Raw genomic sequence first — 13,063 nt, forward strand, 5'->3', positions numbered from 1 at the left:
AGAGAATTTCATAATGATCTTTTTAGAACCAGAACAATATCAAAAAAATTGTGTTCAGCTTTTTAACTCCTATCAAAAGGATATTTCCACCCTTCTCCCATTTGCCAAAATTGAGCATATTGGTTCATCTGCAATCCCGAATGTAATTTCAAAAGGTGATCTAGATATTTATATCGAAGTTATGCCTGAGCAATTTGAATTTGCAATAGAGCAATTAAAAACACTTAATTTTATAGAGAAGCAAAATACTTTAAGAACAGATGAGCTTTGCATGCTCGAATCACTCAACAACGATGATGTTGCATTTCAAGTTGTAGTAACCGATTCAGTATTCACATTTTTCTTAACATTTAGAAATAAGCTTATAGACTCACCAATGTTGGTGAAAGAATATAATCAATTAAAATTAGAATGTAGCCATTTAGACCATGATCAATATAGAACAATAAAATCGGATTTTATTAACCGCGTCTTAAATCATCTCTAATTTAAGTGCCCTATTTGTTTATAAATATCTGACTAAAATTGGCTCCTGCAAGCGCGATTTTTTTGATACCATTCACTATTTGATTCTGTCTAAATTTTCTTTGTCTATGACCTCTTCTTATCGTCAACAACTTCAAGCTAAAATTGATCGCATTACTACTCAATTTTCTGAATTTACACCGCCTACATTAGAAGTGTTTGAATCACCTGAACAACATTTCCGTATGCGTGCTGAGTTTCGGATCTGGCATACAGAAAATGATATGTTTTATGCCATGTTTGAACGTAACGATGAAGACAAGCAAAAAACAGTTGTTCGCATAGATGAGTTTCCTATTGCAGACAAAAACATTAATGATTTAATGCCTCGCCTTTTAGCAGAGCTCAAAGCTGAAGCTTTACTTTCACAGCGTTTATTTGAAGTTGATTTTCTCGCAACACTTAGTGGAGAAATGCTAGTTACCCTAATTTATCACCGTAAATTAGATCAGGAATGGGAACAAGCAGCTAAAGCACTTGCTGAAAAACTAAATATTAAAATTATGGGCCGTAGCCGTGGCCAAAAAATTGTGATTGGCGACGACTTTGTTGTAGAAGAATTTGAACTTTTAAATCGTACATTCAAATATAAACAAATTGAAAGTAGCTTTACCCAACCTAATGCTCAAGTTTGCAAAAAAATGCTGCAATGGGCATGTGATGCAGCGGAAGGTTCGAAAAAACATTTATTAGAACTTTATTGTGGTAATGGTAACTTTACCCTTCCGTTATCACTAAAATTCGAACGCGTACTTGCTACAGAACTTGCTAAATCATCAGTCTATGCCGCTCAATGGAATATTGAACAAAACCAGATCGATAATATTCAGGTAGCTCGTCTATCGGCTGAAGAGTTTACTCAAGCATATCAAGGTGAGCGTGAGTTCCGCCGTCTACAAGAAGCAAATATTGATATTCAGAGCTATGACTTTGACACGGTATTCGTAGACCCTCCGCGTGCCGGAATTGATGATGAAACTTTAAAACTTTTACAAGGTTTTGAGCGTATCATCTACATTTCATGTAATCCCGACACTTTATATGAAAACTTAAAAACGCTGACAAAAACTCATCGAGTGACTAAGTTTGCTTTGTTCGATCAGTTTCCTTATACACATCATGTCGAGTCAGGTGTATTACTTGAGAAGATTTAAACAAAATCTTTCAAAGTAACCAAATTTTATAAGGAGATTAAATATCTCCTTATTTTTCAATGCATTTCATATAAGCACTTAAATTTTTAAAAAATATCAAGTCATCTATTCGTCATAATTTCGTTTAACTCAACCATTACTATCGAAAATTCTTGAGTTCAACTGGTGGATTTATCACATATAGAGTCTTGTATTTTAATTTAAATTGGCTATATTTCGAGCTATGTTAGGTTGTATATGAAGGCTCTATGAGTTTTTGGCAAAAGCTGTTCTTAGCAGATCAACAGCATAACGAGCATAAGAATCAAACTGCTTGTGTTGAAAATGACTGCTCATGTAAAACTAATGAACAACTTCTAAGTGCGCTTGCACAAGCAACAGATGAAGATGTCATTATGGGAATAAAAAAAGTTCTTATTTCCCGTGGGTATAGCCGAAAAGAGTTAAATGAACTCATTCAAAAACCATCTATTCATTAATAATAAAGCCAGTCTTGTACTGGCTTTTTTGCATTTTATTTGACTGTACAATTTTTACGACTAATCACACCAATAATTGGCCCCATATAAAATTTTCTATCATTACGGTTATTTTTTTTCAAATAAAGACTAGATATAGAACCATCAAGATAAAGAGCTTGTTCTACTTTTAAATTCTTTTTGAAAAATTCAGCGAAATTATAAAAATTCACTCTATTTTTAGAAATTACAAAATAAAGCTTATTATTTTTTATACCCACCCCATTTCGTATTTTCTTTGAATCGCTATTTGCTAGAAACAAGGGATTTAGTTTTCCATTAATCACCAACATTGGACCAGATTGTGTCGCATAATCCGGTTGAAAAGCCTTTGCTTCATATTGTTCAGTTGTCCATATAATAGCTTGTCTTTTATTCCATGCAAAAACTCCGTTAGGCTGCAAGAAGAAGTTCCCCCACCCTTTATCCTGATTTAAAGGTTGGATCTCTTGCCCTTGTTCAATATATAGGCCTACAGGTGAAAAGCCTGAATGGAACATCCCTCCGTTCATTGCAAAAGTAAGTTGTTCACATGACTTGAGCTGGTACTGAATATTATCGAAACTTTTATAATATTCATTCGTTTGTGGCTTCTTCAGAAATAGACGTAATTGATTTAAATTAGAAATTTCAATAACTTCAAATTGATCATCCGTATCATTTTCAATTTGTCGATGCTCTAATGCTAAAGCAGACTGCACAAAGACAAAAAAGTTCATAATACACAGTATTACTATTTTCATTAACGATGAATCTCATAAGTCATTTTATGTTTATAAAATACACTTTATTAAATTAAAAAAGGTTTCATAAGATGTATACCCGAAAGTCGCTTATTCCACCTAATCAATACACTAGGACACAATCATATTCGCTATAATGGTCAAAGCTTTTAATAAAAGTGATTAAAACTTTATCGGATCAGCGTGAATATGCAACAAATAAATAAACGCTACCCTTTAGGGGCCCATCTTATTGTAAAACATCTCGGTTATAGCCATCATGGTATTTACGCTGGGAGAGGTCGAGTTATTCATTATTCAGGCCTAGCACATTTTATAAAAAAGCGTCCTATTGAAATCACTTCAATAGATGCCTTTTCTCACGGCAAAAAAATTCATGTACGTTCTTATGATGCTCCACGCTACAAAGGTAAAGTTGTTGTACGACGTATGCGCTCACGCATGCACGAAAATCATTATCATTTGATTATTAATAATTGCGAACATTTATGTAGCTGGGCAATTACAGGTATAGAGAGTAGTACTCAAGTTGAACGTATGATGCATCGTCTAACTACAATAGGCTATGTAAGTTCAATTATGAGTTATATGAATGGCATGATGCTGACGGTAGCAACGACCTGCTTTGCTCTTGTTCTCTATATTAAAAAGAAATTACGTGATCAGGCAAAAATGAAAGTCCCGACATATCAATTTTTAAGAGAAAAAGCAGAGAAAAGAAAAATTGATCCTGCTCAACCTTTAGTTTTTATAGAGTCAGATAAAAAAGAACCCATCTAATTAAAAAAAAAGTCCTCACAATTGAGGACTTTTTAGAAAACTCACAACTTATTTTTTAGCTGCAGTTGCTTCAGTCGTAATGTTTACAGTGATCTTATCACCTACGTTTGGCACATAGCTGCCTAGACCAAACTCAGAACGATTGAATGAAGTTGTCGCGTTGAAACCAATCGCTGGAACTTTTGCCATTGGATGTTCGCCCTGTTTATTTAAAACAGCATCAAGCACAACTGGCTTAGTTACACCTTTAACAGTTAAGTCACCAGTAATTTTGAAATGCTTTTTGTCTTTAGTTTCTACTTTCGTACTTTTGAAAGTAATATTTGGATATTTAGCTGCGTTAAACCAAGCTTCTTGTTGGAATTCTTTATCTAAAGCAGGTACGTTTGTATTTACGCTGCTTAAAGGGATTGTAACATCTACAGAAGAATTTGCTGGTTTAGCATTATCAACTTTGATTACACCTTGAATATCTGAGAAGTTAGCGCTTGGTGTTGAAAAACCAAAGTGATTCCATGAAAAAACAGTAGCTGTGTGCGTTGGATCAATTTTATAGTCCACTGGAGCAGCCAAAGTAACTGTACTTGCCAATGCTACTGCTAAACCGAAGCTTAATGTTTTAAGATGCATTTTCGTATCCTTTATTGATATAGTCGTTAGTGTATACATCAAGTAATTTAATTCACTATTCTTTATAAAACGATATGTTTCATCCATGCAACAATAAAAGCGTTACAGTTGTTATTCAAAACCCATATTATAAAGTATAGATATTTTTCTATCCGAAACCTTCAGGTTTATTGGTTTTTACTTCGATTTTATTGATAAATAACAAGGTAAAACATGGTTAACACAGTCCAAGCACAAAGCACTTCTACTCCATACCGAGTAACACTTACTGATCCATCTGGTCATCAATGGTTTGGAGATGAACCAACTGATAAAGGTGGACAAGATACAGCTCCAAATCCAGTTCAGCTTTTACTATCGGCTTTAGGTGCTTGTACCACCATTACTTTAGAAATGTATGCAAGTCACAAAGGGATTAAACTTGAGCATGTGCAAGTCGATTTAGCCTTAAATCCAAATGGTGATCCGGAAGCAGGCACAAATATCATTGAGCGTAAAATCACACTTAAGGGTGATTTCACCGAAGACCAACATAAACGACTATTAAAAGTTGCTGAAAGCTGCCCGATTCATAAGTTATTGACTTCGAATATTTCGATTCAGAGTGAATTAAGTATTGAGTAAGTGGTCCTTGCTTACACTAAATTTCAATCACATCCGTGTGCCATTCCAATGAGCCACTCATTGAAATATCTATTGCTAGGTCGACAATATTTGTGAGCTCATTTGGAATAAATGAATATAAATTTTCCCCATCGAAATGAATCCAAAATTCAGGAGGTGGTGTATCAGAGCCATCTATAAAACCACCTGTTTCTTTTTCACCTAAACAGTCAAACATTGATGAGTGCACATCAAATGCTAATATTTTGCCCTTTAACTTCGCGCAACTTGGTATGTAATGATATTTAACCCGAGCTTGAATAGTCTCTTCAAAATAAGTCTGCACACGATAAGCATAATCGCCACCAAATGCTGAGTCACCATTTTCATGTTTGAAACTTTCCTGTAATGCGCGAAATAGAAAATTATATTGTGCACACTGCCAAAACCTTTCTTTTTTATTTAAATTTTTCAAATAGTCATATTTAATATCATTTAAGATTTCTTCAAAAAAACGAAGTTCAAATTCTTTTCTCATCACAATATCTTAATCTTTCAAGTTTCAATGAAGTAGCAGTGATTTAATTATCATAAAAAAAGCGCCCCAATCAGAGCGCTTTTTTATACTACTTAATTAGATTAAGCAGTCAATTCTTTAACCGCAGCTACTACAGCTTCAGTTGTAATACCAAAGAATTGGAACAAGTCTTTCGCTGGTGCTGACTCACCATAAGTTGACATACCAATTACTTTGCCATCAAGACCAACAAACTTCCACCAGTAGTCAACATGAGCTGCTTCAACCGCAACACGTGCACGGATATGAGCTGGTAATACAGCTTCACGATATGCAGCGTCTTGTTTCATAAACTCTTCTGCACATGGCATAGAAACTACACGCACACCGTCAAGTTGAGCATAAGCTTCCATTGCTAAAGAAACTTCTGAACCAGTCGCAATAATAATTGCTTTCAGCTCGCCTTTTTCTTGAGCAAGAACATAACCACCTTTTGCAGCATTCTGAATTTGCTCTTCAGTACGCGTTTGGAATGGCAAGTTTTGACGAGAGAAAATAAGTGCTGTAGGACCGTCTTTACGCTGTAAAGCAGATTTCCATGCAATTGCTGTTTCAACAGTATCAGCAGGACGCCAAGTATTTAGGTTTGGTGTACCACGTAAAGAAGCAATTTGTTCAATCGGTTGGTGGGTCGGACCATCTTCACCTAAACCAATTGAGTCATGTGTATAAACATGAATTACACGTTGTTTCATTAGTGCAGACATACGTACTGCATTACGTGCATATTCCATAAACATTAAGAATGTTGCAACGTAAGGGATAAAGCCGCCATGTAATGCAACACCATTCGCGATTGCAGTCATACCAAACTCACGTACACCATAGTACACGTAGTTACCCGCTGGGTTTTCCTGAATACCTTGGCAACCTTTCCAAAGTGTTAAGTTAGAACCAGCCAAGTCCGCTGAACCACCTAACAATTCAGGTAATAAAGGACCAAATGCTTGTAATGTATTTTGGCTTGCTTTACGAGTTGCTACAGTCTCAGCTTTAGCATTTGTTTCACGAATAAATGCATCTGCTTGAGCTGAAAACTCTGCTGGTAAATCACCGCTAATACGACGAAGTAACTCAGCTGCTTCTGTTGGATATTTTGCTTGGTATTGAGCAAATACTTCATTCCAAGCTGCTTCAACTTCATTACCTTTTGCTTTAGCATCCCATGCAGCATATACATCAGCAGGAATAACAAATGCTTCTTCTGTCCAGCCTAAAGCTTCACGGGTTAAGGTAATTTCATCTTTACCTAATGGTGCACCGTGACAATCTTCTTTACCTTGCTTGTTTGGAGAACCTAAACCAATAATTGTTTTACAAATAATGATCGTTGGTTTTTGAGTTTCTGCTTTAGCTTGAACTGTTGCTTGACGAATAGCATCAGCATCATGGCCATCTACACGAAGAACTTGCCAGCCGTACGCTTTGAAACGTTCTTCAGTGTCATCACTGAACCAACCTTCTACTTCACCATCAATCGAAATGCCATTGTCATCATAATAAGCAATCAATTTACCAAGCTGTAAAGTACCTGCCAATGAACATACTTCATGAGAAATACCTTCCATTAAACAGCCGTCACCCAAGAAACAATAAGTGAAGTGATCAACTACTTTTAAATCATCTTTATTGAACTGAGCAGCTAAAGTTTTTTCAGCCAATGCAAAGCCAACAGCATTTGCAATACCTTGACCTAAAGGACCAGTAGTTGTTTCGATACCTGGTGCATAACCATATTCAGGGTGACCAGGAGTTTTTGAGTGTAATTGACGGAATTGTTTTAAATCTTCAATTGAAAGATCATAACCTGTTAAATGAAGCAAAGCATATTGCAACATTGAACCATGGCCATTTGACAAAACAAAACGGTCACGGTTTGCCCATTGTGGATTAGTTGGGTTGTGATTTAAAAACTCGCGCCAGACGACATCAGCAATATCTGCCATCCCCATTGGAGCACCTGGATGCCCTGAGTTTGCCTGTTGCACAGCATCCATTGCCAATACACGAATTGCGTTTGCAATACGACGTTCGTTTAAAGGGGTCGTCATAGATCAGAATCCAATTTTAATAGATTGATGAAAAGAAGAAGATGAATAACCATTCAGTGCCGCTATATTGTCTTAAAAAAACGCCTATGGGTAAACCCCAACACTGTATATTTCTTTATTTTTAACCGTTTCTTGGTTACTCAAAAAACATTTAGATTCTTAAGCTGCATAAAACAATCCATTTTATAGTTCCTCTTTAATCAACAATTGTAGACGTTTGATGACTATAAAGAGCATATAAAGATGAATTTTCGTATGCTATTCATACTTTTCCACTTCACAGTGCAAATTTTATTGATTAATATTTCGCAAAATCAAATGTTTAAAATTTAAACGACTACAAGCAACTCTTGATTAAAAACAATTAATTTTCAACCTACTATATCAATTTCACTGATACACTTATCAATTAAAACATAGTAGAAATGAAATAAATTCATGCTTTTTAGTCAGTATGAACTAGTCCTCAAGCTCAAGTCGATGTAACATATTATGTCTTTTTGAAATAACCAAGATAGGACTTTCATGCGCGAGTACGCTGTTTTTACCTCGGAATCTGTAAGCGAAGGTCATCCCGATAAAATGGCCGACCAAATTAGCGACGCTATTTTGGATGCAATCTTAAAAGAAGACCCATACGCACGTGTTGCTTGTGAAACACTGGTAAAAACAGGCGCTGTTGTACTTGCAGGTGAAATCACAACTACTGCGAATATTGATGTAGAAGCTGTTGTTCGCCAAACTGTTAACGGTATCGGCTATCACCACTCAGATTTAGGCTTTGATGGTTCAACTTGTGCAGTGATCAATATGATTGGTAAACAATCACCAGAGATTGCTCAAGGTGTAGACCGCCAAAAACCTGAAGATCAAGGTGCCGGTGACCAAGGTTTAATGTTTGGTTACGCAAGTCGTGAAACTGACGTGCTTATGCCAGCTCCTATTTCTTATGCACATCGCTTAATGGAACGCCAAGCTGAACTTCGTCGTTCAGGCGCATTACCATGGTTACGTCCAGATGCAAAAAGTCAGGTTACTTTCGCATATGAAAATGGCAAACCTGTACGTTTAGATGCAGTAGTGCTTTCTACTCAACATGACCCTGAAATTACTCAAGCTCAGCTTAAAGAAGCTGTAATTGAAGAAATTATCAAGCCAATTATTCCTGCTGAAATGTTCCATGCAGCCACTAAATTCCACATTAACCCGACTGGTATGTTCGTTATTGGTGGTCCTGTAGGTGACTGTGGTTTAACAGGTCGTAAAATCATCGTTGATACTTACGGTGGTATGGCTCGTCACGGCGGTGGTGCGTTCTCTGGTAAAGATCCATCTAAAGTAGACCGTTCAGCTGCATATGCTGGCCGTTATGTAGCTAAAAATATTGTTGCCGCTGGTCTTGCTGACAAATGTGAAATTCAGGTGAGTTATGCAATTGGTGTTGCAGAACCAACTTCTATTTCAATCAACACTTTTGGTACTGCAAAAGTTTCTGATGAATTAATTATCCAATTAGTACGTGAACATTTTGATTTACGTCCGTTTGGTATTACTCGTATGCTTAACTTGATTCAGCCAATGTATAAACAAACAGCTGCTTATGGCCATTTTGGTCGTGAAGGTTCAGATTCTGCATTTACATGGGAAAAAACTGACAAAGTTGAAGTACTTAAAGATGCTGCGGGCCTATAAGCCTCATATATTAAAAGCCCGCTTAATGCGGGCTTTTTTATTATTTTTATATGCTGTTAAAATTAAACAATAAACTTTTCGATACACTTTGTTTAAAGGTATTTAGCAACAACTTAAGTCATACTACTGTTTAGTGGTCTTATCACCTTCATTTAGCACGTCCAACAAAGTCGACTGAGTAGGTGTATCTTGATGATTTTGAATATAAATATGAACAACTTTAAATACAACAACCACAGCCAGACATGCCATCACACAGAACATCCATAACCCATACGGGCTTCGAATATGGTGTGAACCACAATATGGACATGATTTGTCAGTTGATGCCACGACTTTGTCACAACATGCACAATGATATTGATATAGCATAGGTAACCCTCCTTCCCTCACTTCAACCGTTGTTGTTTTAATAGGTTTGCCACAATTTTTACTTTATACATCCTTTATATTTATCCTATGTGAAATGAAAAGAGAATTCAATCTGAATGAACAATGCGTTCATTTTAAAAATATTTAATTTATACAATGAGATAAATTAAATATTATTTTTTATGTACTATTTTTCTTATTTTGATATTTTGCTGAATTTGCTAAAATGCATAAATAGTTTATTTTCTAGGCCAGTCTATGTCACACACACAGCTCATTAATAAAGGTGGCTTTCGTGAAAGAGCCAATAGAAGCCGAAAATATCAACAATCTGAAAACAAGCAGACAGCACTACCTTCAAACAAATATCAACCACAGACGAAGTTAGAAGAAAATCCAACTGCAATAGCTCAAGCTGGAACAGATAATACTGATTCTTCAAATTCATAATCGATAAAATATAAAAAAGGCCTAAACATTTAAGATTTAGGCCTTTTATCTTTTATATAAGGAATTAATTAATCCTTATTTTTATGTTCAATTTTCTTATGGTCTGGAGTAACTTCTCGTGCTTCACCATCAATAATGCTTGAATCTCCACGGTATGGGCTACCACCTTGTGGGTTCTGCATATCCTGCATTTGACGCATTAAATCAGCAAATGGATTTTGACCACCACCTGCACCGCCCATGCCACCCATCATTTTTTCCATCATGGCTTGCTGACGCTTCGCAAGTGTTCTCATTGCGATATTACGGAACGCAGTTTGCACGCCCGGAATTAGAATTAGGAGCGCTAAAACATCTGAAACCAACCCAGGTACCATCAATAAAAAACCTGCAAAAGCATATGCTAGTTTTTTAGTCACGGTCGGATCGCTACCTAATTGTCCAGTCATCTGCATTTGTTGTAATTGCGGCATAATACCAGCCGTACTCTTACGAATAAGCGTTAGACCAATAAAGAAAGCAATAATGAACCAGAAGAACACATACCATCCACTGATGAACTGTGCTACGCCAATCCATACGGCAATTTCAACAATCGCGCCCAGAACCACAATAAGAAGTAAATTCATGTAAAACTTTATCTATCTCAAAAAGAAAATTCATTGCAGATTTCACTATCTAACCTATAAACCCTTTTCAATTGAAAAAAAGGTTGAATAGGTTGTAAAGCTTAGACAATATTTTCTTGTAACTTAACTAAAATCGTCGCTAAGCCCAAACTCTGCAATACTATCAATAAGACTGATTTCAAATTAATAAAATAGCCATACTTCATTATTAATGAGTGCTATAAAAACTTTATCAAGTGTTTTTTCTACAAGATTGCAATTTTTTCTTAAATTAACCCCTTTTGTCAGGTTAAATGCTTAGTTTTATACGAAAAGAGATTACTTTATAAAAGTTTAGAAAAATTAAGTATTCTATATATCTACCATATGACTCAGATCAATTATCTAAAAATTGATCTGAGTCATTGTGTACCCAAGACTTTTATAATTTAGCCATCAATAGGTTCAAATGGGGTATTTAAAATTAACTGATAAAAAGCAGCGTCTAACCATTGTCCAAATTTAAAACCTACCTGTTTAAAAGTACCAGCATGTGTGAATCCAAGTTTTTCATGTAGGCCTATACTGGCTTGATTTGTCGCATCAATACACCCAATCAATACATGAAGCTGAGCTTCTTGAGCTCGCTGAATTAACACTTGCATTAATACTTTACTCAAACCGGCACCACGATGTTCATGATGTATATAGATACTATGTTCAACTGTATATTTATAAGCTGGAAAAGCTCTGAAAGTTCCCCAACTAGCAAATCCTAATAATTTACCTGATTCATCTACCACACCAATAATAGGAAAACCATTTTCTCTTTTTACAGAAAACCATGTTTTCATTGAATCAAGCGAACGCGGCACATAGTCATATAGTGCTGTTGAGTTAATAATTGCATCATTCAAAATCTCTAAAATAGCCACAGCATGTTCTGCTTCATTACAGTCAATTAAACGAAAACTAGAATCGAGTGAATAGTTCATAAAGCTTCCTTAGGAGCAGACACGAGTTGATTAGAGACGACTAAAATATAACGTGCGACTTGTGATGAATTGTTGCTGTATATGACAGGTTGATCTAGTTGCATAGCCAAGCAATCGCCTTGGCCTAATGCATAAGAATTTTTTCCTAATTGAATATCAATTTGCCCCTCAACTACCCAAAGTTGCTGTTGTACAACTTTAGAGCTTTCACTAATTTCATAAGTGACTCGAGAATGAGGCGGAAACTCAATTTCAACAATCTGAAATGGTAGCCTCAAATTGGGTGGCGAAACGGTACGGCGAATATAGCCAGTTTCTGGATCTCGCCATTCAGCTTGTTCATTTCGGTGAATAACCGGTTGAGGAGATGGACTACTTGTTTCATTGATAAAAATTTGGGTTAAAGGTACATCAAGTCCATTTGCTAGTTTTTCAAGCACAACTGCTGTAGGACTTGTTTCCCCTCTTTCAATTAAAGAAATAGCTGAACGGCTAACTTGGCATCGAGTGGCAAGCATCTCTAATGTATATCCACGCGCCAAACGTAACTCTCGTATTCGATGTGCAATCCTGATATTGATATCATCCATCGAGTAAACTCAATTCCATATTTATAGATAAGTATTCCATTAAAATAGAATTACATCAAATTATTTCACATTATGGTTTATAAGTATTTGTAGAGTTTTAAACAATTATAAATTAGACCAGTTAAACCCGAAAAATAACCATTTACAGCAGCATTCTATAAATTACGCATGCAGAACCGTTTTGGCTATGTAACAATACTCTCTAAACTAATTATATAAGTCTTCACATGGCATTGATTATTGGAATTGACCCAGGTTCACGCTTAACAGGTTATGGAATCATTGAAAAAGATGGTAGTAAACTGCGTTTTGTCGATGCTGGTACAATCCGAACAGAAACTCAAGAAATGCCAGAGCGCTTAAAGCGTATTTTCGCTGGCGTTGAGCGAATTGTGAAATTTCACGGCCCTACTGAAGCTGCGGTTGAACAAGTTTTTATGGCTCAAAACCCAGACTCTGCCTTAAAACTAGGGCAAGCCCGTGGTGCTGCGATTGCTGCTTTAGTTAATTTAGATTTACAAGTTGCAGAATATACTGCCCGTCAAATCAAACAATCTGTAGTGGGTTATGGCGCTGCCGATAAAGAACAAGTACAAATGATGGTTATGCGATTACTTAATCTGACCATTAAACCGCAATCCGATGCAGCCGATGCCCTTGCAGCAGCGATTTGTCATGCTCATGCATCGGGGAGTATGAGTAAGCTTTCGGTCTTAAATGCTTTAGGTGGTATGGCACGTGGACGAAGTCGCTCGAGTAGCCGTAGACGTTAAAG

16 protein-coding genes are annotated in these 13,063 nt (G+C 36.2%); 8 read left to right on the forward strand and 8 right to left on the reverse strand.

The genetic code is table 11. The features are described from left to right. Positions 1–13 precede the first annotated feature (13 nt). The 3 genes from AC056_RS14765 (at position 14) to AC056_RS14775 (ending at position 2,158) form a co-directional block, all read left to right on the forward strand. Positions 14–487: a GrpB family protein gene (locus AC056_RS14765; protein ID WP_077164035.1), complete on the forward strand. Its 474-nt coding sequence runs from the start codon at positions 14–16 to the stop codon at positions 485–487. Positions 488–593: 106 nt separating this feature from the next. Then, positions 594–1,679 (forward strand): tRNA (uridine(54)-C5)-methyltransferase TrmA, encoded by a 1,086-nt coding sequence (trmA, locus tag AC056_RS14770; protein ID WP_077164036.1) that lies wholly within the window; start codon positions 594–596, stop codon positions 1,677–1,679. A gap of 248 nt (positions 1,680–1,927) precedes the next feature. After that, positions 1,928–2,158, forward strand: a complete 231-nt coding sequence (locus AC056_RS14775; RefSeq protein WP_002050077.1) for a hypothetical protein — start codon at positions 1,928–1,930, stop codon at positions 2,156–2,158. A 35-nt stretch (positions 2,159–2,193) separates the two neighbouring features. On the opposite strand, the gene AC056_RS14780 is transcribed toward AC056_RS14775, so the two are convergent. Then, a complete protein-coding gene (locus AC056_RS14780) occupies positions 2,194–2,940 on the reverse strand; it encodes a phosphodiester glycosidase family protein (protein WP_077164037.1) in 747 nt (248 codons plus the stop codon). A 189-nt stretch (positions 2,941–3,129) separates the two neighbouring features. On the opposite strand from AC056_RS14780, the gene AC056_RS14785 reads away from it, so the two are divergent. Continuing rightward, positions 3,130–3,720 (forward strand): lecithin retinol acyltransferase family protein, encoded by a 591-nt coding sequence (locus tag AC056_RS14785; RefSeq protein WP_077164038.1) that lies wholly within the window; start codon positions 3,130–3,132, stop codon positions 3,718–3,720. 48 nt (positions 3,721–3,768) lie between these two features. Here the strand turns inward: AC056_RS14785 and AC056_RS14790 are convergent, their stop codons facing one another. After that, positions 3,769–4,350: a YceI family protein gene (locus AC056_RS14790; RefSeq protein ID WP_019458961.1), complete on the reverse strand. Its 582-nt coding sequence runs from the start codon at positions 4,348–4,350 to the stop codon at positions 3,769–3,771. Positions 4,351–4,563: 213 nt separating this feature from the next. On the opposite strand from AC056_RS14790, the gene AC056_RS14795 reads away from it, so the two are divergent. After that, on the forward strand, positions 4,564–4,974 hold the full coding sequence (locus AC056_RS14795) for an OsmC family protein (protein WP_077164039.1): 411 nt from the start codon (positions 4,564–4,566) through the stop codon (positions 4,972–4,974). 16 nt (positions 4,975–4,990) lie between these two features. Here AC056_RS14795 and AC056_RS14800 read toward each other — a convergent pair whose 3' ends face one another. Together AC056_RS14800 and tkt are read right to left on the reverse strand one after the other, a co-directional pair. Further along, positions 4,991–5,491 (reverse strand): hypothetical protein, encoded by a 501-nt coding sequence (locus AC056_RS14800; protein ID WP_039255207.1) that lies wholly within the window; start codon positions 5,489–5,491, stop codon positions 4,991–4,993. Positions 5,492–5,592: 101 nt separating this feature from the next. After that, entirely contained in the window at positions 5,593–7,581 is a 1,989-nt protein-coding gene (gene tkt, locus AC056_RS14805) for a transketolase (RefSeq protein WP_077164040.1), read from the reverse strand. Positions 7,582–8,106: 525 nt separating this feature from the next. On the opposite strand from tkt, the gene metK reads away from it, so the two are divergent. Next, a complete protein-coding gene (gene metK, locus AC056_RS14810; protein ID WP_004702069.1) occupies positions 8,107–9,273 on the forward strand; it encodes a methionine adenosyltransferase in 1,167 nt (388 codons plus the stop codon). A 123-nt stretch (positions 9,274–9,396) separates the two neighbouring features. Here the strand turns inward: metK and AC056_RS19700 are convergent, their stop codons facing one another. Then, positions 9,397–9,645 carry a hypothetical protein gene (locus tag AC056_RS19700; protein WP_004702072.1) on the reverse strand — a complete coding sequence of 83 codons (249 nt, stop codon included), beginning with the start codon at positions 9,643–9,645 and terminating at the stop codon, positions 9,397–9,399. A gap of 258 nt (positions 9,646–9,903) precedes the next feature. Here AC056_RS19700 and AC056_RS14820 point away from each other — a divergent pair, with 258 nt between their 5' ends. Next, positions 9,904–10,095 (forward strand): hypothetical protein, encoded by a 192-nt coding sequence (locus AC056_RS14820; protein WP_004702073.1) that lies wholly within the window; start codon positions 9,904–9,906, stop codon positions 10,093–10,095. A gap of 68 nt (positions 10,096–10,163) precedes the next feature. On the opposite strand, the gene AC056_RS14825 is transcribed toward AC056_RS14820, so the two are convergent. From AC056_RS14825 to AC056_RS14835, 3 genes are all read right to left on the reverse strand, one after another. Next, entirely contained in the window at positions 10,164–10,724 is a 561-nt protein-coding gene (locus AC056_RS14825; RefSeq protein ID WP_004702075.1) for an FxsA family protein, read from the reverse strand. Between the two features lie 428 nt (positions 10,725–11,152). Beyond that, on the reverse strand, positions 11,153–11,698 hold the full coding sequence (locus AC056_RS14830) for a GNAT family N-acetyltransferase (RefSeq protein WP_049064789.1): 546 nt from the start codon (positions 11,696–11,698) through the stop codon (positions 11,153–11,155). Beyond that, positions 11,695–12,288 carry a helix-turn-helix domain-containing protein gene (locus tag AC056_RS14835; RefSeq protein ID WP_077164041.1) on the reverse strand — a complete coding sequence of 198 codons (594 nt, stop codon included), beginning with the start codon at positions 12,286–12,288 and terminating at the stop codon, positions 11,695–11,697. Before AC056_RS14835 ends, AC056_RS14830 begins: the two co-directional genes overlap by 4 nt. A gap of 227 nt (positions 12,289–12,515) precedes the next feature. On the opposite strand from AC056_RS14835, the gene ruvC reads away from it, so the two are divergent. Continuing rightward, positions 12,516–13,061, forward strand: coding sequence for a crossover junction endodeoxyribonuclease RuvC (ruvC, locus tag AC056_RS14840; protein ID WP_002121356.1), 546 nt, complete (start codon positions 12,516–12,518; stop codon positions 13,059–13,061). Positions 13,062–13,063 lie beyond the last annotated feature (2 nt).

The organism is Acinetobacter genomosp. 33YU (assembly GCF_001990725.1).
GTDB lineage: Bacteria > Pseudomonadota > Gammaproteobacteria > Pseudomonadales > Moraxellaceae > Acinetobacter > Acinetobacter seifertii.

Excerpts from the sequence above, each read along its gene's own strand:
- ruvC (WP_002121356.1), top strand. The coding sequence starts at position 12,516 with ATGGCATTGATTATTGGAATTGACCCAGGTTCACGCTTAACAGGTTAT.
- AC056_RS14780 (WP_077164037.1), bottom strand. The coding sequence starts at position 2,940 with ATGAAAATAGTAATACTGTGTATTATGAACTTTTTTGTCTTTGTGCAG.
- AC056_RS14795 (WP_077164039.1), top strand. The coding sequence starts at position 4,564 with ATGGTTAACACAGTCCAAGCACAAAGCACTTCTACTCCATACCGAGTA.
- AC056_RS14825 (WP_004702075.1), bottom strand. The coding sequence starts at position 10,724 with ATGAATTTACTTCTTATTGTGGTTCTGGGCGCGATTGTTGAAATTGCC.
- AC056_RS14765 (WP_077164035.1), top strand. The coding sequence starts at position 14 with ATGATCTTTTTAGAACCAGAACAATATCAAAAAAATTGTGTTCAGCTT.
- AC056_RS14820 (WP_004702073.1), top strand. The coding sequence starts at position 9,904 with ATGTCACACACACAGCTCATTAATAAAGGTGGCTTTCGTGAAAGAGCC.
- AC056_RS14790 (WP_019458961.1), bottom strand. The coding sequence starts at position 4,350 with ATGCATCTTAAAACATTAAGCTTCGGTTTAGCAGTAGCATTGGCAAGT.
- AC056_RS14830 (WP_049064789.1), bottom strand. The coding sequence starts at position 11,698 with ATGAACTATTCACTCGATTCTAGTTTTCGTTTAATTGACTGTAATGAA.
- metK (WP_004702069.1), top strand. The coding sequence starts at position 8,107 with ATGCGCGAGTACGCTGTTTTTACCTCGGAATCTGTAAGCGAAGGTCAT.
- trmA (WP_077164036.1), top strand. The coding sequence starts at position 594 with ATGACCTCTTCTTATCGTCAACAACTTCAAGCTAAAATTGATCGCATT.
- AC056_RS14775 (WP_002050077.1), top strand. The coding sequence starts at position 1,928 with ATGAGTTTTTGGCAAAAGCTGTTCTTAGCAGATCAACAGCATAACGAG.
- AC056_RS19700 (WP_004702072.1), bottom strand. The coding sequence starts at position 9,645 with ATGCTATATCAATATCATTGTGCATGTTGTGACAAAGTCGTGGCATCA.
- tkt (WP_077164040.1), bottom strand. The coding sequence starts at position 7,581 with ATGACGACCCCTTTAAACGAACGTCGTATTGCAAACGCAATTCGTGTA.
- AC056_RS14800 (WP_039255207.1), bottom strand. The coding sequence starts at position 5,491 with ATGAGAAAAGAATTTGAACTTCGTTTTTTTGAAGAAATCTTAAATGAT.
- AC056_RS14785 (WP_077164038.1), top strand. The coding sequence starts at position 3,130 with ATGCAACAAATAAATAAACGCTACCCTTTAGGGGCCCATCTTATTGTA.
- AC056_RS14835 (WP_077164041.1), bottom strand. The coding sequence starts at position 12,288 with ATGGATGATATCAATATCAGGATTGCACATCGAATACGAGAGTTACGT.